This window comes from Paenibacillus sp. J31R122 (assembly GCF_056269185.1).
In genome coordinates this window covers 200,734-226,796 of the sequence record NZ_JBWDNM010000006.1, presented here as the reverse complement: position 1 = coordinate 226,796, position 26,063 = coordinate 200,734, and the positions used below count along the sequence as shown (strand labels likewise).

16 protein-coding genes are annotated in these 26,063 nt (G+C 43.3%); 6 read left to right on the top strand and 10 right to left on the bottom strand.

The features are described from left to right. Positions 1–157 precede the first annotated feature (157 nt). From AC0YN7_RS12340 to AC0YN7_RS12320, 5 genes are all read left to right on the top strand, one after another. Complete coding sequence (locus AC0YN7_RS12340) at positions 158–1,732, top strand: FAD-dependent oxidoreductase (protein ID WP_475810300.1); 1,575 nt, start codon at positions 158–160, stop codon at positions 1,730–1,732. Positions 1,733–1,763: 31 nt separating this feature from the next. Then, on the top strand, positions 1,764–2,828 hold the full coding sequence (locus AC0YN7_RS12335; protein ID WP_475810299.1) for a Gfo/Idh/MocA family protein: 1,065 nt from the start codon (positions 1,764–1,766) through the stop codon (positions 2,826–2,828). A gap of 87 nt (positions 2,829–2,915) precedes the next feature. After that, a complete protein-coding gene (locus AC0YN7_RS12330; protein ID WP_475810298.1) occupies positions 2,916–4,802 on the top strand; it encodes a hypothetical protein in 1,887 nt (628 codons plus the stop codon). A 149-nt stretch (positions 4,803–4,951) separates the two neighbouring features. Further along, positions 4,952–6,004 carry a Gfo/Idh/MocA family protein gene (locus AC0YN7_RS12325; protein ID WP_475810297.1) on the top strand — a complete coding sequence of 351 codons (1,053 nt, stop codon included), beginning with the start codon at positions 4,952–4,954 and terminating at the stop codon, positions 6,002–6,004. A 767-nt stretch (positions 6,005–6,771) separates the two neighbouring features. Further along, positions 6,772–7,218 (top strand): hypothetical protein, encoded by a 447-nt coding sequence (locus AC0YN7_RS12320; RefSeq protein ID WP_475810296.1) that lies wholly within the window; start codon positions 6,772–6,774, stop codon positions 7,216–7,218. 299 nt (positions 7,219–7,517) lie between these two features. On the opposite strand, the gene AC0YN7_RS12315 is transcribed toward AC0YN7_RS12320, so the two are convergent. The 8 genes from AC0YN7_RS12315 to AC0YN7_RS12280 all read right to left on the bottom strand — a co-directional run bounded on the left by AC0YN7_RS12315 (position 7,518) and on the right by AC0YN7_RS12280 (position 21,555). Next, complete coding sequence (locus AC0YN7_RS12315; RefSeq protein ID WP_475810295.1) at positions 7,518–12,002, bottom strand: S-layer homology domain-containing protein; 4,485 nt, start codon at positions 12,000–12,002, stop codon at positions 7,518–7,520. A gap of 201 nt (positions 12,003–12,203) precedes the next feature. Beyond that, positions 12,204–13,721, bottom strand: a complete 1,518-nt coding sequence (locus AC0YN7_RS12310; protein WP_475810294.1) for an extracellular solute-binding protein — start codon at positions 13,719–13,721, stop codon at positions 12,204–12,206. Positions 13,722–13,844: 123 nt separating this feature from the next. Further along, positions 13,845–14,774, bottom strand: coding sequence for a carbohydrate ABC transporter permease (locus AC0YN7_RS12305; protein ID WP_475810293.1), 930 nt, complete (start codon positions 14,772–14,774; stop codon positions 13,845–13,847). A gap of 19 nt (positions 14,775–14,793) precedes the next feature. Further along, on the bottom strand, positions 14,794–15,750 hold the full coding sequence (locus tag AC0YN7_RS12300; RefSeq protein ID WP_475810292.1) for an ABC transporter permease: 957 nt from the start codon (positions 15,748–15,750) through the stop codon (positions 14,794–14,796). Between the two features lie 198 nt (positions 15,751–15,948). After that, a complete protein-coding gene (locus tag AC0YN7_RS12295) occupies positions 15,949–17,568 on the bottom strand; it encodes a response regulator (protein WP_475810291.1) in 1,620 nt (539 codons plus the stop codon). Next, a complete protein-coding gene (locus AC0YN7_RS12290) occupies positions 17,565–19,412 on the bottom strand; it encodes a sensor histidine kinase (RefSeq protein ID WP_475810290.1) in 1,848 nt (615 codons plus the stop codon). Before AC0YN7_RS12290 ends, AC0YN7_RS12295 begins: the two co-directional genes overlap by 4 nt. Next, on the bottom strand, positions 19,409–20,929 hold the full coding sequence (locus AC0YN7_RS12285; protein ID WP_475810289.1) for an extracellular solute-binding protein: 1,521 nt from the start codon (positions 20,927–20,929) through the stop codon (positions 19,409–19,411). Before AC0YN7_RS12285 ends, AC0YN7_RS12290 begins: the two co-directional genes overlap by 4 nt. Positions 20,930–20,991: 62 nt before the next feature. Beyond that, positions 20,992–21,555 carry a nucleotidyltransferase family protein gene (locus AC0YN7_RS12280; RefSeq protein WP_475810288.1) on the bottom strand — a complete coding sequence of 188 codons (564 nt, stop codon included), beginning with the start codon at positions 21,553–21,555 and terminating at the stop codon, positions 20,992–20,994. Between the two features lie 180 nt (positions 21,556–21,735). Between AC0YN7_RS12280 and AC0YN7_RS12275 the strand changes: the two genes are divergently transcribed. Next, positions 21,736–22,767 (top strand): ParB/RepB/Spo0J family partition protein, encoded by a 1,032-nt coding sequence (locus tag AC0YN7_RS12275; RefSeq protein ID WP_475810287.1) that lies wholly within the window; start codon positions 21,736–21,738, stop codon positions 22,765–22,767. Positions 22,768–23,471: 704 nt separating this feature from the next. On the opposite strand, the gene AC0YN7_RS12270 is transcribed toward AC0YN7_RS12275, so the two are convergent. Both AC0YN7_RS12270 and AC0YN7_RS12265 read right to left on the bottom strand, forming a co-directional pair. Then, on the bottom strand, positions 23,472–24,341 hold the full coding sequence (locus AC0YN7_RS12270; protein WP_475810286.1) for a metallophosphoesterase: 870 nt from the start codon (positions 24,339–24,341) through the stop codon (positions 23,472–23,474). Between the two features lie 93 nt (positions 24,342–24,434). After that, a complete protein-coding gene (locus AC0YN7_RS12265; protein WP_475810285.1) occupies positions 24,435–25,952 on the bottom strand; it encodes a DUF4153 domain-containing protein in 1,518 nt (505 codons plus the stop codon). Between the last annotated feature and the right edge of the window lie 111 nt (positions 25,953–26,063).

Here is a 26,063-nt window from a genome sequence, read left to right as displayed (position 1 = left end):
CTACATTATTTTTTACCACACCTCGAACTAAATCCGTCCTTTGCGAAATCCACATCAATTTACCATAAATGGTCATCTCTCTACCCTACTTTTACATGAGGTGCGCTTCTATAATGAAAGCAAACTAGAGCAAGTGACCACAAAGGAGACTAATCATATGGAACGCAAAATGTATGCCGATATTGTCATAGTTGGCGGAAGCACCGGCGGGGTTGCCGCAGCCCTTGCAGCAGCAAAAGCAGGCAAGCAAGTCATTATGACAGAGGAGACTGGCTGGATTGGTGGACAATTAACAAGCCAAGCCGTTCCGCCCGATGAGCATCCATGGATTGAATCGTTCGGATGCACAAGAAGCTATCGTGAATTTCGCGATGGTATTCGTGATTACTATAAGCGCAACTTCCCCGTAACGCCTAAAGCTCGAGCTAATAAGCAGCTTAATCCTGGCAGTGGAATCGTAAGTCGACTTTGCCACGAGCCACGTGCCGCAGTTGCAGTGCTGCATGAAATGCTTGCTCCATACGTGCACAGTGGCCGTCTCACCCTACTAGATCGTCATGTGCTTCAAGAAGCAGATGTTGATGGTGACGATATTGTATCTGTAACCGTTCGAAGCTTGGATTCAGGAGATACTGTGGAACTCATTGCTCCCTACTTTCTAGATGCAACGGAACTTGGCGATCTACTTCCTGCAGCTGACGTCGAGTATGTTATAGGAGCGGAATCGAAGCAGCAAACGGGCGAACCGCATGCTGTGGATGGTGATGCACTGCCGATGGATATGCAGGGCTTCACCTACTGCTTTGCAATGGACTATTTAGAAGGTGAAGACCATACCATCGACAAGCCGCAGCTTTATGACTTTTGGAAAGATTACAAAGCTGATTTCTGGCCGGATCGTCTGCTTAGCTTGGTTGGAGCCAAGCCCGCTACGATGGATCCTGTAACCTATGAAATTTTTCCGGGCACAGACAGATTCCCACTATTCCTATACAGACAAATTCTCGATCAGCTGCATTTTGAAGAAGGAACATTCAATAGCTCGGTTACTTTGGTCAATTGGCCTCAGAATGATTATTGGCTTGGCTCTATCATTGATGTATCTGATGAAGAACGCGATCTGCATCTCTATCAAGCAAAACAACTTAGTCTTTCCTTGCTATATTGGCTGCAAACCGAAGCTCCTCGGCCTGACGGCGGATCGGGATATCCCGGCTTACGCTTAAGACCAGATGTTGTCGGCACTGAGGATGGACTCGCAATGTATCCATACATACGTGAATCCAGACGGATCAAAGCTGAATTTACAGTACTTGAGCAGCATGTAGCGACAGACTCACGCCCTGATGGAAAAGCCGAAACATTCTACGACTCAGTCGGTATCGGCTGCTATCGTATCGACCTCCATCCGAGTACATGCAACCGTCCTTATATCGATATATCCTCTCTACCTTTTCAGATTCCGCTCGGCAGTCTCATTCCAGTACGTGTAAACAACATGCTGGCTGCCTGCAAAAATATCGGCGTTACACATATTACAAACGGCTGCTACCGACTTCATCCCGTGGAATGGAATATCGGGGAAGCAGCAGGCTTATGCGCAAGCTACTGTTTGGATCACGGTATTCTGCCGAGGACTTTGCGAAATAGCGAGCAGCACTTAGCTGATTTCCAACGCTATCTTGTCTCCTTGGGCATTGAGCTCAGCTGGCCTTCTATCCGCCCGGTTTAACGTACTACAAATAACTGTTGAGGTGATGACGATGACTAAAAAAATTCGAATTGGTGTAATTGGGGCTGGATCCATCTCTGAAATGCATGTTAGCTCCTACCATAAAAATGCAAACGTCGAGCTTCTTGCCATATGTGATCTAAAAGAAGAACGCGCACAATTAAAGGCAGAGAAATACGACATTCGTCATGTCTATACTGACTACAATGAGCTTTTGTCCAACCCTGACATTGATGCGGTTAGCATTTGTACGTGGAATAATTCGCATGCCGAGATTAGCATAGCAGCGCTCAAGGCCGGTAAAAATGTCCTTGTTGAAAAACCGTTATGTCAAACTGTAGAGCAAGCTCTGGAAGTCGAGCAGGCTGTTCGTGATTCCGGCAAAACGCTTCAGGTAGGCTTCGTTCGCCGCTATGCATCCAATACGCGCATCGTTAAATCGTTTATGGACGGCGGCGAGATCGGACCAATTTATTATGCCAAAGCTTCCTGTATTCGCAGACTAGGCAATCCCGGCGGTTGGTTCTCCGATATTGAGCGTTCGGGCGGCGGGCCAGTTATTGACCTTGGTGTACATGTTATCGATTTATGCTGGTATCTGATGGGCAGACCCAAAGTCAAATCAATCAGCGGCAATACGTATAACCGACTTGGCAACCGCGCTAACGTATCCAATCTTAAATTTTATAAAGCTGCTGATTATGACGCGGAACACAATACTGTAGAGGATATGGCTAATGCGCTTATCCGCTTTGAGAACGGCGCTTCACTTTACGTTGATGTCAGCTTCACTTTGCACGCCAAGGAAGATGAGCTTACGGTTAAGCTATTTGGAGAAACAGGAGGAGTAGAGCTAGAGCCAAAGCTGACCTTCGTTTCTGAGAAGCATGATACGATACTTAATATTTCTCCTCAAATCGATAGTCCATCCTTTGACTTCATGGTCGGATTCCAGGATGAGATTAACTACTTCGTAGAGGTTTGCCAAGGGAAAAAAGAAACTCTTAGCCCAGTGGAAGACGGTGTGGAAATGATGAAAATTTTATGCGGTATCTATGAATCAGCAGCTTTGGGTAAAGAAATTCATTTCTCTTAATTCATTTCTTTATTCATTACTCATAAGAAGAAAGTTTCATATACGAACGATCACAGGCCGTTCCCCATCCTAAGGAGGTTATTTATTATGAAGAAACCTAAAGGAATGCTGGTACTACTGATCATGCTTATCGTATTTGGAGGAGCAGGCAATCAGGCTGCTCTAGCCTATTCACCAGGAGAAGAAATTCCAATCAACTTTCCAAAAAACATACTGCCTGCTAACACAGATCGCGTAGCCTTCACACCCACTGGTGGTCAGGTGTTTGTATCTAATGCCCCTGAATCGCTTCATAAGAACGGATCGTTACGGCCAGATGGAAGTGTGATTACCGGTCAGTACAACACAACACTGTACCGTGACACTGTAACAGGGCCCTTCCGTTTTTGGGCTTCTCATTACAACAATACCGGCAGCACACTCAAATTCTGGCTTCATATCAAAAACACTTCTGATCAAGCTGTAGACTTCTTCCGTGTAATTGAAGCCTATAGTGATACTTATGTGACTGTTGCAGCGAGCGACACGACTATGCAATTTATGAACGCGGTACCGAGCAAGCAGAAGATAGCTACGATCCCTGCTCACGGTTCATTTTACTTCAAATTTTCTGATGATGACGACGTGGCCTTAGAGGAAGCAATGGTTGTTTTTGCAGAGTATAAAGCAGAGCATGCTATTGATGGTTCGGATGCCTCTATTCTGATGTCCCACGTCGTGACGACTTCAGATATATCGGACCCAACTCCTTATGCGGAAGCTGATACCATAGCTCGTACGAATGCAACAGCCGACAGATCTGATGATTACCGTGGCTTATTGGATCATTGGGGACGAAATGGGACGATTGATATTGAGTTAACCCCGGATAATCCGTTTCTCGGTATTAATCAGGCAGATATGGGCTATTCAGGCGAGCAAGAGAAGCTGATGACTCGTTGGGATACAAATGGGAATGCTGTGGAGCAACGAGAGGTTCGGTTTATTACATCAACACTGAATAAGCTGCGGCTTGCTTATTGGTATACCGATTATGAGGTTAATGTTCGAATTCAAAATAGTACCGGATATCCGGTCGTTCACACGCTTTACGGCAGCAATGGATCTAATCCAGGCTTCGTCAATTTCCAACTGAATGGCGGAGCTGCCATTAACAATCATTTTGCCCGTAATACCACAGTTTCGGTTACGACGGATAATAGCTATCAGTTGCGGATGATGGTTATGCCTTCTGCTTCCCTACCCTTCTCCATCTATTTTGCGGGAGGTACAGAGGATAAAGTACCCAATGAAATATCAGTCATGAAGGCTGAGCATACGCTGCTTGAGGCAGATCGCAAAAATGCTGCCGCCATTGTGAACTTACTGCCAGATGGAACTGAAAAGACGAGTCTATTAGCCCGCTTAGCTGCTCTTACATCGATAATAGACACTAACAAGTCAGTGGAATTAGCTGAAGCTTCGTTAAATCAGCTCGCCGCTCTACTTCAATCGAATGCTTCATCAGCTGGAACAGGAGCTGTTCCGAACTCGATTCAGACAGTATTTAACGAGTCGCAGTCTCTCTCCGACGAAGCCAGCTCCAAAGTAGCGAATTTGCCAAATATGATTTCGCCAGTACTAGAAAGCAGGGCTAATGAGCTTCGCAGTAGAACAGCTATAATCAGCGGTACGCTCCAATCCATCCATACGATTATGGAGGGCTGGCATGGGCCTATTCGAAAGGGTAATGGTTCATCGGAATTCCGGTATAAAGTAACCTCCGGTAATTCCATACATTTGCCCCAGCTAGTAGGTGAAGCATTTACCGCTTCTTTCCCTAATGGTCAGGTCAGATACTTGTCCTTGGTTCCTGATGCCGTAACAGTCGATGCAGCCGGAAATGTGACCGTGAATAAGAACGGTGTTCAACCTTTAATCGTATATAGTCACGAAGGCGTTGTACGCATGTTCTTAGTAGTTTCTTCTTCATAGAATCGAGCAGATTTTTGGTACCCTCTTCTTCATAATAAAGAACGTCCAACTGGTGCAACTGGCTCTTAAAGCCCTTGCACCAGTTTCTTTTGTCCCCGTACAGTATCTCGAATTAAGACAATCTTATCAAGAAAAAGGAGAGCTATTTGATGCGTAAAGTTAAGCTCGGTATCGTGGGATGCGGTGTTATGGGTCAGGTTCATTTGCAATATGCTTCTGCTATAGAAGAAATCGAGGTTGTTGCTGTCTGTGACGCTTCGGAGGAAGCAGCTTGTCAGGCTGCGGAGCGCTTTAATATCCCATCTTCTTATACTTCAATAGATCAAATGTTAAATCGAGCAGATATTGAAGGTGTCGTCCTAGCCCTTCCAACCCACATACGAACAAAACTAGCACTTCAGGCATTCGCAGCGGGTAAGCATGTGTTAATTGAAAAACCTACAGCTATGAATGCGCAAGAAATCGAGCTGCTGCTCCGGGCCCGAGGAAATCTAATAGCCGGTTGCTGCTCAGCACGCTACCGATATTTTGATTCCGCTCGTTTTGCTAAGGCATATATAAGCAGCGGGAAGCTTGGTGACATTCGGATCATCCGCTGCCGGAATATAAATGCAGCTCGCAGGCCGCAGCAAATCCCGCCGCTTTGGCAGTTAAAAAAATCATTAAACGGCGGAGGGGTACTCGCAGATTGGGGCGTTTATGACTTGGATTATATGCTTGGCATTACTGGCTGGTCGATTATACCGACTACGGTACTTGGACAATTATGGACAATTCCAGAGGAGTTTAATGCTTATTTGGCCCCAGGCTCAGATGCTGAGACACATGCAGCGGCCTTCATTCAATGCGAAAACGGAGTCATTCTATCTTATGAGCGAGGAACTCAGGTAGCAGGCTCATCTGAGCAAGCTTGGAAAATTGTAGGCAGTCGCGGCACACTAACACTGCAACTGCTGCCCGGAGACAACAAAGAACTGATTTTCCATGAGGCTTCCGCCGAGCATGGCGTAATTCCTAAAGTAATCTGGAGCGGTTCTGAGCCATGGAGCGGCGTGCACGACGGCCCTATACGAGACTTTGCTTCTTCCATTGCAGAAAATAAACAGCCCTATACTACATTGGAAAATTCATTAACCATTATGAAAATCATCGACGCTATCTACCTGTCCTCTGAGTCTAGAGAGGCTGTTATCATTAAGTAAATTGTTTAGAGCTACTGCGCCCGGCTGCCACCTAGAATTCGGCGGCTTTTTTGGTGTTGTCAGCAGCAGTGGCGGTAGTAGCTTGTTGGAAATGGGTTCTATAAAAGATAGGACTGTCTGAATCCATTTAGATTAGTTACTATTTATGTAAATCAAAACTATAAACAACGGATGACTGATGGTTTGAATGGCTCATATTTTATGTGATAATTATTGGATTTTTAAGTGATAAGTTATTAATTTTTAATTAATAACTACTAGATCTTCATGTGACAATTTTTAAATCTTAATTAATAACTACTGAATCTTCATGTGACAATTTTTGAATTTTAAAGTGGAAATTGTTTCATCTTTATTGATCCTTTTCCGGATTTGACTGTATTTCATCCAATCAAATCTACGTTAAAACGTGATAGTAGACCTCAGACTGTATTTCATCCAACCTAATCGTCCGTTTTGATGAAAAAACATTCCTAACTACCTATTTGATTGGATGATTTACAATCAAACCTCTGAAAAAATGAAAATACCAGGTTTTGATTGTACAATTTCCATTCTAATCGCCAATCCCTTGTTACTCATTCAAATACAGCTAGTAACTGGATGCTTTACATACTATCGCACACTATCGCATCTCATCACATTGCACACACCGCACTGCCCCGTTCGCATAAGGTTTTAAGTAATCACGCTGGATTTAGCCATTTATGTAACAGGAGATGGTAAATCTAAAATGATATGTTTAACCACATTGAGGAGGAACGTTAGTGGACTGGAAACGATTAATTGTAAGAAAACTACTAGTCGTATGCATCCTGTCCCTAGGGATAATGCCGTTTATACTTATTCATGCTTTTACAGAGCAATTTATTAGCTATATATCCGGAGCGGTACTTTCTGGCGCTTTATTATTACTCTTCGGAATGCCCTGCTCCATATCTAGTGAAGTATTAAGCTTAAAATTCAAAAAGTTAATTTCCGATTATCATCCTTTCCTAATCGCAACGGTATGCTGTGGTACTTATATCAGTCTAAACGGTTGCTTTGCTTTTTTACTTATCATTCTTGGTATTTTGGTTGATCCTATGGTATTAATTGCATTTGGAATTACCAGTTCCGTCCTATTTGTAGCCATTTTATTTTCCCTAATCGATCTCATCATTTATGCTATTCAAGCTTTTGGGCCGGATAAAAAATTTGCCCGTAATGAGTGACAATAGAAGCTGAGCCACCATCACAATTACAATTACAATCATCATCTTAACTATCACTATTATCATAAACTTCAACTACTACCAAAAAAAAAAATGGTAGAGAAGGGACTGGTCCCTCTCCACCATTTAACTATTACCTCATCACAATGTGACTATTACCTTCTGCTTATTGCTTACTACCTACCACTTACTGCTAATCACTTACCGCTACCTTCTAACCACTTACTGCTTGCCACTTACTGCTTGCCACTTACTGCAATTGTCTACCCCTATTACCTGTCATATTTTTTCAAAATCTCTTACTTTGCTTCTCCATTCCCATTGATAAAACCCGCGAGCTGCAGCAATCTTTTTAATACTACTGCTCCTTCGGCACGAGTTGCTGATGCTTGAGGATCAAAGCCATTATCCGGACGTCCTTCCATAAGACCGGACTGTACCACAATATTAACCGCCGCTTCTGACCATGCCGCTAATGCTTCACGATCCTTAAAACGATCCAAAGCATCGGAACCCACTTCTTTCGTCTCAACTCCAACAAATTTCAATGCATTAAGCAGCATGATGCTGATCTGTTCTCTTGTCACTTCCGCATTCGGACGGAAGGTTCCGTCCTCGAAGCCTGCGATTAATCCTGCGTTTTTCGCCGCGCCTACCGCACCAGCGAACCAGTCATCAGCCTTCACATCTGATAGCTTCGCTGATCCCGCATCTTCACTGAGCCCAAGAGCACGTACAAGCAGTGTGGCGAATTGTGCGCGAGTTAGCGGCTCATTAGGAGCAAACTTACTGCTACTTCCGCCCATTCCTTGAACAATCCATTTGGAAGCTAGCAATGTAATATCATCTGCTGCCCAATGTCCATTCACATCGGCAAAGATTTTCTCCATTTTGATGACTGCATAATTACCACTGCCCGTTAAGAGCAGCTCTGCATAGGAGTTTCCATCTTCTGTTTTTATTAAGGCAGGAACAAATAATAACTCTCCGCCTGACGAGCGAGATAAAAGAGCTGTCATTCGAGCCGAATTCGTCCCCGCTGGAACAGCCATTGTCCATTTAGCATAACCATTCAAAATAGACAAGGTTCTCTCTTGCTTCGTTTGTGCTGCGACCAGTATCAACTTAATCTCTAGTGAATCACCGAGCTGAGTGCCGCCCCCTAGAGAGATCAGCTTATTCATGTCTTCCGCTTGCTTAGCATTAGATTTCCCTACAACCAATTGCAGTGTATCTGTCTCGCTTCCTCCAGCAAATGCGCTTTCCAAAGCACGGATAGGAATCTCTAATCTGCCCAAGTGAGTCTCGACTGCAAGTATTCCTTCCGGAAGCTCCTTCAGAACTTTCATTAATGCTCCGACAGGTAGGCTTAATTGAATTTGGTCATCCTTGCCTTCTACTGTATAAGTGAAGATAGGAAGAGAACTAGTATTCAATTGCAGCTGCTTTAATTCCTCCAGCATAAGGCTCTCATTCACAGCAGCTATCGCCGTGCTTCGGCCGTCACTGCCAAGCTCTCGTTTTACCGCAATACGTTCTGGCTTAACATAGCCATTGCCGCCATTATCAGTAGAACCTGACGCTTTTCTAACGATCTTCACCGATTTACGATTGGTTAATAAATCATCCACAAATACTTCAATCACAATTGTATTCTCACCTAGGGATAGATCAACGTTGGCCGTAAAGCTTCCATTATCTAGAACAGCTGGCTTATTATTCACCAGAATGGTTGCCTGCCCTTTCCCGAGCACCTCCACCTGTCCTTTCAACTCGATATTGCTTTGGGTTGTTTCCTTACCCTCATCATCTAGATAACCACTCAACAAAGCAGACCTTACCTGATCTCCTATTTTGTAAGTGTTCGCAATCAGCTGTCGCTTCGTTCTCGTCCCAGATGGGTCAAGTGTCGATACGACAAAGCCTCCTTGCGGAATGATGCTATTCGTTTCTTCCGGAGTATTCCAGCTCCAATTAATCGCTTGGTTCCTATTCGCTACTCTGGTTACCTTTCCACTCACGTCAACCACCGCTTCTACCCCGAAACGGGACGATCCGGTTGAATAACCGAAGGAATCCGATAGCACGTTTATGTTGCCTTCAATCAAATTAATATTGTGGTAATTGCCCTCTATGAACGAATTTTCACTGCCTGGAATGCTTATTCCTAGCTGGTAGTCCTTCACGTACTCCACATCACGAATCGCGGCAGAAGCAACCGGCCAGTTGATCTGCGAAGCGTCAAACAGCATTAAACCATTTGTATTCTTTAGTCCTGCTTGGAAAATTTCGCGCTGCAGTGCAGGCGCCTGAACATTGGTTAACGCAATACCTGCGTAAAGAGGTAGTTCCCCATTCGTTACGATGTTGCCCAAAGTAATATACTTCTCCACCTCTGACTGAGTCGTTTGATAGGCCCCGATCATTAGGAAGTCAATATTTTCGATATAACCCGTTTCATAATATTCCGGTGTATAGAGAGCATCCTTATTTAAGCCTAGTCTAGTATCATTACGGAAGTTTGTGCTTCCCCAATTCACGCCGTTCAGATAATAAGACTCGTACCATGATCCAACATAGGAGGATATTTGTATCGTTCTCTTCTTCGATATCTCATAATCATCGACTAGTGCTTTTGCTTCCCCAAAGAAGCTTTTGATTACGCCGGAGCGGAACTCCCACCAATCCTGAATGAGTGGACCGTCAACCCGAGCACCATTCTCATATTTAAAAATATCAGTCGGCCAATTGTCCAACGTCTTGTTTCTCGCCTCTAAAAACGCTTCAAATTGGATGCGCGTCTCCTCGCTGAAGTCAGCTGATTCATTGTCGTAACGACCACGGTCATGCACAACCCCATCTACATCATAATTTTTGATGATCTCTTCGAACGTTTTAAGCTCATATTCACGGACATCCTTGTTTGCTGGATTTACAAAGGCGACTAGCCCCCGCCCAGCACTCTCACGAACAGGTTTAATAACACCATTATCCTTGATAGAATAAAACCGCTCTTCCCAGTCAAGATGCTGATCAAGAACCGCATACTCATTGCTTGCAATAGATCCTTCCGCGAATACATTAATTGCAGCATGTATCTTCAATCCTAAAGCATGGCCATGATCAATAAATTCTTGCAGCAAATCCAAATCTGGATTGGAGCCTGCTTTCTCAGGCGCTTCAATCTCACTCACATAAGGCCTGCCCGTCAGATCATTCTTTTTGTAAGAAACGAACCCCTCGACACCCTTTACATCAAATACGACAGAGGTAACTCCGTTGTCTTTAGCCTTCTTCAAAAAATTCAAAACAGATTGGCTCGACTGGAATTTCCTCGCATTAGCAGCTTGGTCGACCCAGAGAATGACCTCTTTCTCTGATGAGAATCCCGGTCTTCCAAAGACGACAACATGCTGCTTGTCCTGCTCCATCCCATTCTTAGTTACCGTCACATCTACATAATTTGTACCGCTTGCAATTGGATAAGCGTAAGAGAATGAACCATTTGATGCAATTGGAACAACGGTCTCATTCAGTGTAAGTACAATGTTACTGAAATCCTTAACATTAGAGACCATACCTGTTATGGTTGTTGAGTTCTCCGTTACGGTGTACATTTTAAAATTATCGACAGTAAGCTTTGCTATCGGGCCGTTCCCGCTCATTAGATATCGCACAGGTACGACCTCATCATTTTTACGCAGCTTGATCGTGTCTCCCACTTTAAATTTGGTAGCTAAATAACTTTTGATGTCTTTGGTGGCATAACTGTCGTCCTGAGCAAGCAGCACATAACCGCCATCTGGGATTTCGAGATCTGTTGGACCAGTCCAACTAGGCGGATTTCCATTTAAGGATTGGTTAACTACCTTTAGCACCTGACTATTCTTATCTACTTGTACTGCTACATTAAATTGAGCCACCGTGATTTTCGGTCCGAAATCAGTAGTAAAGAGTGCAACAATATTACTTATCCCTGTTACATCTTTATCCACATAACTGATTACTTTTTTCGGACCTTCAACACCGATAGTAATATCAATTGGAGCAGCTTCCACTTCAAGTTTATCACCCGCTCCGGGACTTGGTGTTGGACTCGGGCTTGTACTCGGACTTGGTGTTGGACTCGGGCTTGTACTTGGACTTGGTGTTGGGCTAGGGCTGGAGCTTGGACTTGGCTCGGCTTTTAAGAAATCACTCGCGGTAACCTCCACCCCTTCTCTCAATAGTTTAATCATGTCTCCCTCACGATAGTTTTCGAATAATGGCTTACGATGAATAGAGCTACCCCACGAATCATCGCTCGCTAGCACGATATATCCACCAGTAGGAATCACGATAGTTTCATCCGCATCCCACACGGCAGGCGGGTTCGCACCCGTGTGATTCTTGTCAGGTCCAATCACTTTAATAATCTTCCCGTCTGCATTCACTTGGATAGCTAAGTTTTTCTGCTTAACATACACCTCGTTATCATTGGTGGTGTTCGTAACCTTTGCACCGCTTGTAAATAACGCTACATATTTACTCATCTGAGGAGGGCCATTTGTATTTTTATTAGTATGATTGATCTCTAGCAAATAGCTGCCGTCCTTGGATACTAGCTGTACGCCAGCTGCTGCCTCGGCAATGGTATCTGTCACAAATTGGGGTTCATCATTCGGAGCAGGGTCAGAGGATGTCGGGGTTGTTGAAGCAAAAGCAGATATACCTGGAAAAATGAGTGATAAGATCATTGGAATAACAAGCAGCATGGGAAGTACTCTTAAGATGCGTTTCTTCATAAATATAACCACCCTTCATATGATAAATTAATCTAAATACAAACACATATCGCCGTCCTTATACGTAGAATCTTGGTGCACCGTGAAATATAAGCATCACATTGAAAACGGATACATTCTTCTGAAAAGAAAAAGCAGTTGCTGCTTGCAACTGCTTTTCTATTCCTTCTTCTTACCTAACATCAAGCCATGGACTCGATGTTACTTTGTAGTTTGGAACCATTCGTTGGCCGCTTTGACCATATCTGCGCCGCCTTCGGATTTCCATTGTGCAAGGAATTTGTCATAATTAGCAAGAGGCTCAGCTCCACTAATGAATTTCATTACATTATCATCTAACAGCTTAGTCAGCTTTTGTTTGTTAGTTGAAACCGCATTGATCGGTGGTGCATAAGACAACGGATCAACTACAATCAGGCCTTCTGCATTTTTCTGGAATGATTCATAATAAAACTGTATACTAGCATCTTTTCTTACACGCGCCTGCCAGTAAGTAGGGTAGTTTTTCTCATCTACACCCGTCATGTACGCACTAGCATTTGTTAGATCATCATTGAATTTAGGCAAAATAGGGAAGTACTTATCTTCCTTGAACTCATGGTGAACACCTTCAGTACCAATCGCAAGACCTTTAAATGTTTCTGGCTCCAGCTTTGCATTTATAAGCTTCATCGCGTCTTCTTTGTGTTTCGATGCTTTTGGAATAGCGATAAACCAAGATGTTGCATTATTCGCGCTAACAACTGCTTTACCGTCAGATCCTTTTAAATAAGGAATGATTCCGATTTTCGCATCAGGGAAGTTCGTTGCTAGAGCACTTGTCGTAGCGGTTGAACTCCACCATGCTAACTTGAACATAGCAGCTTTGCCGCTCGTAAACTTCTCTATCGCTTTAGCCCCAGTATTAATCGGCATTTCAAGATCCAATAAACCTTCTGCATACAGCTTGTTCATATAAGCAAGAAAATCCTTCATTGCAGGAAGCTCTGCTTTATGAAGCAACTGTCCATCCACGTCCTTCCATTCGAATGGCACGCCGAATGCAGCCGCGATATCACCATAAATTGAATCTTTGCTGCCTGTAAGTGGTACGATTTTTTTCTTCTCTTTAATCGTTTTCAGCACAGTGTAAAGCTCATCTGGAGTTGTAGGTGCCATCAGCTTCAGCTCATCCATCCAGTCTTGACGAACAACCAGCTCCTCGCCGACACTAACACCTGATCCTTTTTCAGGAATGGCATATACTTTGCCGTCTATCGTTGCACTTTCCCATGTACTTTGATCAACGGCTTCATTGATATAATTACCATTAGTTTTTATCAGCTCATCAAGCGGTTCCAAGGCACCTGACGTTGCCAATTTGTAAAATTGGACTGAGCTCAGCTTCATTACGTCAAATTCTTCTTTGTTCGCAACCATTAAATTTAGTTTCTCATCATAGTTCTCCGCAGGAAGCATCTCATAGTTAACATCGTAGCCCGTCTTCTCTTTCAGGTACCCCGCTGTGTAGTCCACGTTAGGATCGAAATTCGAATATTGTAGGAGCATGCGAAGCTTAGGCTTCTTCTCATCTGGCGTAGTAGACGGAGCATTTGTAGCTGCGTCTGCAGGCTTGCTTGTTGGAGATGGAGCTGGATCATTTGATCCGCCACAGCCTGCGATTACTAGATTTATTGCGAGAACAGCAGTAAGCAATGTTGATTTTGATTTTTTTAACATAGTTGGACCTCCCATAGTCACTTTAAGTTTAGCTATCTCGAGCACTTGCACATGTAGATGAATATGGCGCACAAGCCATACCGCCAGTAATGGAAGCACCACCACCTCTCCAGCCGTATCAAATCATCCTTTAACTGAACCCACTAACACGCCTTTAACGAAGTACTTCTGTAGAAAAGGATAGACAACTAGAATCGGTAATGTAGCAAGCAAGATGGATGCAGCCTGAATCGATTGAGGGGTTACGTTAAGGGCAGCGTCTATGTTTTCCTTCATAAATTCACCGCTAGAGGATACAAGTAATTCCTTCAAATATAGCTGCAGCGGCTTGAGGCCTGGATCGGTAATGTAGATCATTGAAGCAAAATAATCATTCCAAAAGCCAACGGCGAAAAACAAGGCGATTGTAGCTAGAACCGGTAAAGATAATGGAAGCATGACGTATATCAGAGTCCTAATGTTTCCCGCTCCATCAAGCTTGGCTGATTCCTCCAAACTATCCGGCAAGCCTTCAAAATAGTTTTTGATGATCAGCATATTGAAGACGCTCACCATCCCTGGCAATATAAGTACAGCCAGCGTATTAACAAGATGCAAATTGTTCATTAGCAGGTATACCGGGATAAGTCCCCCACTGAATAGCATCGTGAAGATGAACATAAGCAGAAGCCATTTTCTGCCGCGAAGCCTAGTCTTCGAAAGCGGATACGCAGTCAAAGTCGTTAAGAGAAGACTGAGAGCGGTACCGACAATCGTCAAGAGAATCGATATTTTCAAAGAATTAAGAAACATGGAATCCTGCAGCACATATCCATATGTCCCAGTCTGAAAGCCTATCGGAAGTAATCCTACTTTCCCTGAAACAACGGCTCCTTCACTGCTGAACGACTTGGCGATCAGATTGATGAAGGGCACCAATGTGGTGATACCTGCGAGTATAAAAAACACGTAGTTAAAGACTGTAAATAATTTCTCAGACGGTTTACTTTTGATTGCATTAGACTTTGCTATTCCGCCTGCAGGTACAGGATTGTTTAAACTCGTATTAGCCATATGTGATTGCTCCTCTCCTCTACCAAATTCCCCGCTGCAAGTATTTCCGACTTAAGTTATTGCCCGCAACGACAAGCGTGAAGGATATAACCGCTTCAAACAATCCAACTGCGGTTGTAAAACTATAATCCTGATTGCCGAGACCCATACGATAAACGTAGGAGCCGATCACGTCGGAAACCTTATATACGGTCGGATTGTACATGACCAAAATCTGTTCCGTACCCGCCTCAAGAATGTTGCCCAGTCGTAGAATGAACATCAAGAGGATCGTTGGTACAATACCCGGAAGCGTAATATGCCATAGCTGCTTGAGCTTACCTGCTCCATCGATTTTGGCAGCTTCATAAAGCTGTGGATCAATCATCGTGAAGGCAGCTAGGTAAACGATTGTACTCCAGCCTGTCTCTTTCCAGCCCGCCGACGTAACCAGCACACTGCGGAATACGCTGTTATCAAGGAAGAAGGCAATAGGCTCTATTCCAAAAGAAGCGAGCATCTTATTGACTAATCCCCCGTTAACCGAAAGCATGTCTATAAACAAACCGCTAACGATAACCCATGACAAGAAATGCGGTAAATAAATGACAGTCTGAATCGTGCGTTTGAAAATCATATTTTTCAGTTCATTCAGCATAATAGCGATTACAATCGGTAGTGGAAATAATATCCCGATTTTTAGAAGGCTGATAATGATCGTATTTTTTAAAACTAGAAAAAAATCAGGTGAAGTAAATAATTTCTCAAAATGCTTCAAGCCTACCCATGGACTGGCACCGTAACCGTCAAATATATTGAAATCTTTGAAGGCAATAATAATTCCGTACATAGGTGTATACTTGAAAATCAGAAGGAACAATATGCCTGGGATAAGCAGCAAATAGAGATCCCATTCTTTCCTTACATCGAACCATAGCTGCATTCGGTAGTTTTGTTTCTTACGGATCATCTTTGGTTCCGCTATGGTTTGTTTCATTTCTTACTCCTCCTTCTGTATTCGCTCATTGGGTTACTTGTTATTTAAAATTTTAGTGGCTAGCGCGTTTTAAGAGTAGGTGAGTGTCATTACTATTTGTGGTAATTTGATGCGTAATTTGATGCACTATAGTCATAGAAAAAAAGGCCTTCTGCGTTTCCGTTAGGAATTACGCTGAAGGCCTTTTCATTTATTAGATTAAGATTTAAATTCCCCGGGATTAACACCCCAATATTTACGGAACACTTTGGTAAAATAACTGACATCCCGATACCCGACCATACTGGCCGCATCGTAAACCTTTCGTCCTTCCTGAAGCAGCAGCTTAGCCCTCTCCATTTTCCTCTCCAATACATAAGACGAGAACGACACGCTCATTTCTTGCTTAAACAGCCTGCTCAAATACGATGAATTTACGTACAGCCGGTCGGCAACCATATGCAGCGTTATTTCCTTATCGATCTCCTGGTCCAAAATAGATAGGATGGACTTAACAACCTGATTGCTTGTCGTTTTCCTTTGTGTTTGCATGTATGCTGAGATATTTTTGACTGTGCGAGCAAGCCAAGACCATGTTTGTTCCTTGGTGCTTAACAGCTTAATATTCTGAAAGTAGGCAATGTCACTATCCACTACGTTTTTAACTAACCAGCCCTGCCTCTGAATCATACGAATCAACAAGCTGTTCAAGTAAAGCACTGCCTCATGAATCTCACCGGCTGATTCCGCCTTACTGAAGCTGCTTTCCCACAAGCCATTCAGCGCTTCCATCGCCTTTTCCTCATCCGCGGTTTCCAAAGCGATTTCCAACGTTTTTTCTAGATTCGGCTGAGCTTGTAATCCTTGATCCAACCTATCCTGCTCACGGTATGGTATCGCAATATCACGACCATACATCATCCGCTCCTGCAGCGCTCTGCAGGCTTGCGCGTAAAGCATGCTTACATCGCCAATTCCTCCAACGCCCGAGCAAATTCCAGCGCTTGCCGTCAGCTTAAGCACTTCCTTCGTATGGGAGAGCAGCTTGACGACAGCAGCATTAATTCGTAGCATCGTATTACTCTTATGCTCTTCCGTCTCTAGCCCAGGATCGAGCAGAAATACAAGAAGCGTATACCCCTGCGAATCGATGCACACCCAGCAGGAAGGATGATCCAGCAGCTCCTTCGCTATGCAATTCATAGAAAAATTCAACAGCCCCATATCGTTAGGCCCGAACCGTGTATCCCCTTCCGGAAGCGGATCCATATCGACAACAGCTACAGCAACCTGCTTATCGCTATCCAGATCGATAAATAAATCTTTGCTTTTCTGCAGCACTTCCCAATCGGCAAAATCCCCTTTCACCCAATGCTGAAAAAAGCTATTTTGCAGATGAGGCAGATGCTCCTGCCATTTCTGCTGCAGTGCTGCTTGGCTTTGCCAATGCTCCAGCTCCTTGCGAAGCTGGTGGGCTGCCTCCAGCACCGCCTCCAATATTTCCTGATCGCCCGCAGGCTTCAGCATATATTTGGACACGCCCTGCTCCATCGCGTCCTGAGCAAACTTAAAATTATCATGACCGCTCAATATAATCATTTTCATAAAGCTGCTCGCGGTCTCATTCTCTCGAATTTTGCGAACGAGAGTTATACCGTCCATCTCCGGCATCTGAACATCAATAAGCATAATATCAGGCTTCTTGTGTTCAATTACTCGTAAAGCTTCTATCCCGTTAGAGACTAGACCCACTACCTCGATGCCATGCTCTTCCCAAGGAATGTTATAGGCTAAAGCATTTCTCAGGCGAGGTTCGTCCTCCACAATCAACAAATTCATATGAGCTGCTCCCCTTCTTCCTGAACATTAAAATTAGATGTCTTGAAACTGAGATCCTCTCTGCATCTTTCGAGCGGCAGAACGATCGTGACACTTGTACCTTCACCTTTGCTGCTGTCTATCACAAGCTCAGCTTCCGGCCCATAATACAGCTTCATTCTCGTAATGACATTACGAAGTCCGAATAAATCTTTTATACTCTCTTCTTCCTTGGATAATAGCTGGTGATTTCGCTTGCTGAACCGATCTAGCTCATGTTGAATATAGAGAAGTCGATCATTGTCCATTCCTGAGCCATTATCACTAACCTTTATTCTCACCTCTCGAGAATCCTCGATCCAGCTTGAGATAAGCAGCTTGCCTCCGTATTCCCTTCCTTCCATCCCATGAATAATCGCATTTTCTACCAAAGGCTGTAACAGTAGTTTAAGAATAGGAATATGAGTTGTCTCTTCTTGTAATTGATAGTCCACTGTAAAATTTTCAAGAAAACGAATTTGTTGAATTCGGATGTAGTAATGGAGATGGGCGATACTCTCCTCAATCGTGAATACCTCTTGCCCTTTGTTTAGACTCAATCGGAAAAATCTTGATAAATTCATGACCATCTCGCTAATTTCATCCGCTTCATAATTTTTCGCGCTCCAGTAGATGGAATCTAGTGTGTTATACAGAAAGTGCGGATTAATTTGCGATTGCAAAAACTTCAGCTCCGTCTTCGTCATACGCAGCTGCTGCTCATAATGGTCTTCAATCAGATGCTTCTGGTACATGACCATTTGGTTGAATGCATCAATAAGATATCCAAACTCGTCCTTCCTGTTATTAGTCAATTGAAAATTTAATTTCCCGATTCCAAGCTGCTTCATACCCCGTGAAAGCTTATGTACAGGAGACGCTATGCCGCTATAGACAACCCAAGAAATACCTAGGGCAAGAAGTACACTGATGCCGATAATGATAAAGGTGAATATTCGCAGCTGGTTGGTTTCCTTGAACAGGTCTTCCTTTGGTTGTATCAGTGTAAGCCGCCAGTTTGAATATTTGGAATCTATCGATACCGTCATTTCTTTATCTGAAATAACAGGAAGACCAGCATTTTCGTCCGTACTCCCTGTACCAACTACCGTTCTGCCGCTGTCATTTTGCAAAAAAACATTGGCCCCTTTGGAAGATATGAGCGTCTTCATCACACCAATAAGCTTGCTTTTATTCAACGTGATAATGAGCAAATTAGGCTTCCTGTCCACATTGTACAAATCCATCGATCGCAGCAAAGATATGCTGTCCGAAGCAACGATATCGCCGAACGAACCTGCACCCTTAATAGCCTCATCCGCCAATATATAGCGTATTCCTGTACCGTTATTTCGTGCCGTATTGACCATCCATTCATGCTGAAGTTGTGAAGAGAGTCTTCTCCCTCCAAATCCAGTTGAAATAATCATGCGGGAGGGCACATGGTACAAAGAAATTTGTGAGACAATATGATTGACCGAATTTACATTGGACAACTGCTTTAGCATTCCAGAGAATTCCATAATAGCTTTTGGCGATAAGTCAGAACCGTTATTGTTTAATAAACTTATGAATCCGGGATCCGTAGCAAGTAGAGTTGATATTTCTTCAACGTTTTGCAGGGTCAGATCAATATAGTCCATTGCCGACGACAAGGCCACTTCCGTTCGATCAACAGCCTGTTCATAAATAATGCTTCTAGATTTCTCGATTGCATACAAACTTACTAGAACAAGTGGAAGCAATATAAACAAAAAATAGAGAGTTAGCCGGAATTGAATTTTCCGCGAAAATCTGTCACGCAGCAAGCGTACCAAAGCTATCATTGCTTTCGCACCTCGACACTGTCCTGCTTCTTAAACCACTCGTTTACCTCTCTCGTCATTTCATCTCCGCCCTCATGCTTCCATTTCTCTACGTATTGGTCAAAGCTATCAATCGGCTCAATGCCCATGACGATTTTAATAAACATGTCCTGCTGGGTCTGCAGAATCTCCTTGTACGTAATCATCGCCGGAGTAGGTGAACCATAAAATTTATTTTTTATTAAATTATCGTTAATCTTTTGCAAGTTATTGTAAAGATTATAGTCACCCAACGAATCTAATCGCTCTTTGGATAGCTCTGCATCCTCTACGTCCACAAGTGACTGATAAATTCCTCTGTACACATGCTTATCATGCTCTTCAAAGTTTGTCACCATGACCCCATCCTGCATGCTCCATATTTCATTCTCGAAGCCAAGCTTCAAACTTTTATAGCCCTCTCCTACGATGAAATTTAAAAAACGAATAACGCCTTCCGGATTAACTGCGCCTCTTGGAATAATGTTGTAACCGCGAATAACATCTCTGTCATACACGCCCTTCTGGCCATCCGGTCCCGTCGGATACTCTAGCGCAATCCATTCCGCATTCGGATCCTTCTTTTTGTTGTCCGCAATTGGACCACGGGTATCATACCAGGCAGCCGAGAATAGACCAACCTTTCCATTGGCTATTTTCTCATTCAAGTTATTCAACCGATTCAAAGGAAACTCGGGATCTAGAAGCTTCTCATTGTAGAGCTTCGCCAAATACGAAAGCGCTTCCTTCGTCCCCGGCATAACACCGCCGTTTACAAGCTCTCCGTCCTTTTCAAGCCAACTATCCAGTTGAACACCATATGCACCGAAAAAAGGAGCCGATCTCCCCATGTTTTCTGTCAAAATGAGTCCGTATGTATCATCGATCCCATTTCCGTCAGGATCATTAAGCGTGAATGCTTTAATCACCTCATAATACTCGTCAAGTGTGACAGGCGGCTTTAGGCCTAAACGGTCTAACCAATCTTTGCGTGCATACATCAACTCTACACCCATAACCTCATTCAAACTCGGAATGGCATATATTTTCCCGTTATAACGTACTCTGTCCCATACATATTCCGGTATTTTCTCCTTCAGATCGGGCCCGAATTTATTAAGCAGATCATCAAGCGGCATTAAAGCATCCTGTTTCATATACTTGTCTATCCAGACAGCATCATACGCATGCAGCAAATCGGGTACATTACCGGAGGACATAAAAACATTCAGCTTATCCTCATACACTTCATTTGGAGGAAGATTAACCTTCACCGTAAGTCCTGTGTTTTTCTCGATATAGTCTAAATAGGGATTAGAATTCTCATCAAGTCCAGCGGGAAATGTTGCTCCTAGGCTGTTAATTACGATAGATATTGAACTCGTTTTATCAGGTTGTGCTCTATTTTTTTCTTTTATAGTAAAGATATTACTGCAGCTTGATGCCAAGAAGGTAATCACTATAATCATAATGGATGATAAAACTAATCTAAGATTCATACATTTCATCCTCTTCTATCGTTATCTAAATTGCTAAAAGATTTGTATTGGAGGAACGCAGTTCAGATGGTCTCAATCTTTATCATTGGCCATTTGCTTTTAAAGTTTTTTTGAGTTAATCGTCTTCTGTAGGCTCTGGCGCACTCTTCATTTTGTAAAACATAAGCAGTAGGCCTTACCTCTAGCTTGAGCACATCGTCTATGCCGCATGGTGCCGTTAAAATAAGGTTATTCTCCTCATCTAAAGAAACGCCTAATGCTGTTGCTGTTTCGGGGAATTTGGATATTGCATCCACGGAGGATGAGTAGGGAGGAGTATGGTTTACAAGATGCATTCTAGCCTGGTTTTTTACAGACCACGGAATACCTGGCAGCACGCTTTCTAGCATTTGTTCATATCTTTGTTCTTCTGACTCATTCAAATGAGCAGGATCATAATAAACAACATCAACATCGTCTAGGGGCGTTCGTTCCTTATACCTATGCAGGGTATCCCATATTTTCGAGCGTATAAAGCCTGCGCATATCCACCAATCAGGAAGATCCAATAATTTAGCAGCTTTCAAAATGTCCATCATCCATGCATCGTCTCTAACAAGTTGTAAAATATCTTCTTCCTCATGCATATGCGAACTCATCTCCTAATTGGAAATTTAATCATGAGATAGATACTAACATACAATTCTGTGTATTTGTAGTCTATTAAATCGCGTAATCATTGGCTCATTTTCATCTGTGATATATAATAGATAAGTCCCCATCGGACGCTTAAACAGGCTAGCTAATCGAACGATAGGAGAAATCAGATGGACATTGTCGAAATAATAACAGATTTAATTGATGAAGATACGGACCAGCCCAGATACCAATTTGACGAAGAGGCGCTTCAGGAATTGATGCAAAGCATCGATGAAATCGGCTTGCTCTCTCCGATCAAGGTGAGAACGACGACAAACGGTCGTTATAAAATCATTTATGGAAATCGCCGCTACAAAGCTAGTAAAATGCTTGGACGGCCAACTATTCCTTGCATCGTATCTACCGTAACGGATGAAATGGAAATTTACTTGGAGCAAATAGCGGAGAATTTAACTCGCGAGGGGTTCTCCCCAATTGAGGAAGCGGAAGCGTTCAACAAGCTGCTTAACGATCCGAAATTCCGAAGCTCAACCAAGTACCTTTCAGGAAAGCTAGGCAAGCCAGAATCCTACATCAAGAACAAATGCGAGCTTTTGAAATTCGCCAATTCGGTGAAGAAGCTAATCGTTAGCGGTACAGAAATTAAGAAGGATAAGCTGACGGAAGATCAGCTGCTGCCTTTGAAGGACCTCCCGCTAGAGCACCGCGATTCACTCGCGCTCATCATTGCGAGAGACGAGATGCCGGTTAGTGACGTGAAGAAGATTGCCAAGCTCTTCAAAGATAAGACGATCTCAGACAGCACTAAGGACAAGCTTCTCTTCAAGACAGGCAGCGGACTTCTGGAAACCTGGTCTACCCATGAGCAGAACAAAGCGGAGCGAGCGAAGCCACCTGAACCAAAGGCTGCGCCGATAAAAGTTGATAAGTCTGAGTCAACTGCCAAGCCTGGGACAGCTTCCAAATCGGAGACAGCCAATGCTTTCGTAATAGAGGTGTTACCTGTTGAACTGAAGCTGCAGCAGCTAATCGCCGCCCTTCCTGAGCATAGTCCGCTATCGCCAGCCATTCTTCAATCTCTTCAAAGTATTAAGCCGAGTGAACAAGAGAACTTTTTGAACAATGTAAACTCACTCATCAACAACCTAGAGAAGCATTTAAACGAATGGCAGAAGATCAAGGAGCTTGCCTCCTCTTAAAGACAAAATCAATCTTAATTACTAAATACTTACACTTAATTGTAATCAATTTGAAACATAACTTTCATCAACCCTTAATGAACTAGGTCTATAATAGAACTCGACCCCCTTTTTTAATATATAAATACCTTAAGACCCGCAGCCCGTTGCTGTGGGTCTCTTTTTGTTTATTTTTTTGTAAGCCTGTTGATTAACCTAATACTGAAAACCAATAACAAGCAATAAGGAGCTCAAAAACGGTTTGTATAAATATTGGAGAGTAAAAGTTTCACGCTTGTGCTCTTCCTATATTTCGCCGTGAAATGAGCTTATGCCGCCAGAAAAAGGCCCAGCCGTTTACCGTGTGCCGCGTAGTTTCAAATTCTGAAACTATATGAGGCTGTAATAGGGTAAACGGCGATTTAGTGTCAACGGATGAACGTAATTGCTGGTAAAGCGCGATCTATGCCCTCTTTTTGATGGATTAGTTGCATATTCTGAAATTACACCATCGCTATTTCCATAAAGATACTAATTAGTTTCACATTGTGACACTAATTGAATATGGCCTCCAAGCTCCCAATGATTAATCACATACAAAGCAATATCCTTTCGACAAATAGATAGTTGTAACCAATCGTTCTATTTACTCACCGAGTAACCATTTCTGCTTTCAGATACCTATATTGGTTAATCAACAGGCGTGATTTTTTGTAAGCTACAACTTACTTAGCGGCTATCAGCTCAACCAAAACAACTTCCGGACGATTGAACAATCGCTGTGGAATGATACTGTTTCCAAGTCCTCGGCTGACAATCATTGTTGAGCCATCTTCAGCATATTTGCCTCCATCGTACTTTGGAAATAAGCCTTGGCCTGGTGCAATAAGACCTCCAACAAAAGGCAGTCTCACTTGTCCGCCATGTGCGTGACCTGAGAAAGTCAGGTCAATGTTATTTTTCTGATACATGGAGAATAGCTCCGGCCGATGCGATAGAAGCAGCGTAAATGTATCCTCATTATTACTTCCCTCCAGCGCAATCGCTATCTCTTCATCCACTGCTGCAAAATCGCCGTCAGCCTCTTTATAAAAGGTAGGATCGTCAATGCCAGCGATTCGAATCGTCCCTTTTTCATCACCTGCACCAATCTGAAGAAGCTCACTCGTATTACGCATGACGTGAACACCTGCAGCCACCAGCTTTTGTTCTAAACTTTCAAAGCGTTCCGAATAATACTCATGGTTTCCTGTTACGTAATAGACGGGAGCCTGTTTCACCATTTCCCTCATAAGGGTCATGCTTACTTCTTCGTTGTACCGTTTGCTATCTACTAAATCACCGGTTACAACGATGAGATCCGGCTTAAGCTTATTCACTTTACGAACTAATCGCTGCTGCCCCTTGCCAAACGCTTTGCTATGCAAATCGGTCAACTGAACGATTCGATAAGATTCAGAGGCCACAGGCAGTTTATCCGTGCTTACCTTGAATCTAGTAATGCCAATCGCGTTATTTTGATAATAAAGAAAGGCAATGCTAGCAAAAACGACAATTATAAGATACAACGGCAACCGCTTCTTCGTTAAACGCATCGATAATAAACCCCTTTTCCATTCAATAGGCGGAGATGGTGTCCACCTTTTAACGTTACACTTTTGAAGGATCTAATTACAGCCCCCGACCGGTTACTTCGCCCTTTGCTTAGACACACTCCAGGATTGCCAGCTATTATCATTAAGAGCAGCAGATTTCTGCTGTTTAATTACAGCTTCTAATCCTTCCAAATCAGGATGCTTGTCATAAAGCTTATACAGCGCAGGCGCCGCGTCCGTGGATAATGTGCGTAAATAGGCAATATCGATAATTCCCGTTCGTTCGAATCGATCGATGTTGTTAGCTGCGATGCGGGCATCCAGGTTAGCATAGTTCATGATTAAGTAAGCAGCGATTGTTGTACAGATGTAGACTTTAGCTAAGGAAAAGTGCTCCTTCCATATACGAACTAAAGCAACAGCGAGCAGTATACCTAAAAATAGCATAAACCCATGAACCAAAAGACGAGTCTGCGTAAATCCATACGCTTCCTCGTATAAAGACAGCCTACTGTATGCGGAGATAAGCATGACCGAGGTGCAGCCAATCAGCAGGCTGAGCAGCACCTTACGGATTAGCTCCGCTGTTTTACCTGCTGGACGAATCAAATACAGGCCGCATAGCAGCACGCCTAAATTAATAAGCGCAACCATAACTAGCTCTGCAAACCCCCTTCGAGCGTACTCGGCGTATGCCGCACCTTCAGGCAGCATCCCATTGGCCGCGCCGAATAAGTAAGAAAACTGAATAGCTACAAACAGCAAGTAAACGAGATTAATACTTAACAGGAGCGTGCCTGCTGTAATGGGATCAAACTCCAATCTCTCCTTCGGTTTCTTCTCGATACCTTCAACATAAGTGAGCACAGCGGGCTGCTCTAAACCATTCGAATCATCCTTAGGCTTGCGGAACAGCAACCCCCATATGTAGCAAAAGGTGTACAAAGCTATGCTCCCTGCAACAATCATCCGCCAAATACCGTCTCCCATGGAGTTCAGATGAAATAGTTCTGGAATTTCATTCAGCCATGAAAGAAAAATCTGATCGGCAGAAGCGAGCAGAGCAACTACGACAATTAGAAGCGGTGCTGCAAGTAATAGTCCTAGCCCTATTTTACGAATATGGCTATTCGTTTTATTTTCATTAGTGTCCGTCTTCAATAACCCACCAATTAAACTAAAAGGAACGGCTATATGAGAAAGCGGCTTCGCGATCCCCTGTATAATCATATCCTTATAAAATCTAGCCCGATGCCAAGGCTGTGCTCCAGATCGTGTTACGAGCATCGTTTGCGCTATGATGAGTGCAAGAAGGGCTGCAATATTTAGTGAACGGAAGAAGCTATTGGCGAATAAAGCATACGACAATGTCAGCAGCACGATGGGAATCATAAGCAGCCAGCCTGAGCTGAATTGCCCCTGCCACTTTTCAAAGCCGCCCATCCTTCCTTTAACCGCATAAAAGAACAGACTATAGAATCCAAGTACAAATACAATGACTGAAACGCCTGCTGCTCTTCCAACAAATAAATATTGGCTGATTAAACCAAACAATAGGGCAAGTAACAGTATCGTTTCATACCGTTTTTTCCAAGGTGCCGGATCTCTCATCGCGTTCACTCCTTATTTGTTAATATCCTCCTTTTATTGTAACCTATAAAACAAGAACAAAAAGTGTAAGTTAATTTTACCTAATTTCATATTTTAAAGGTTAGGAGATAT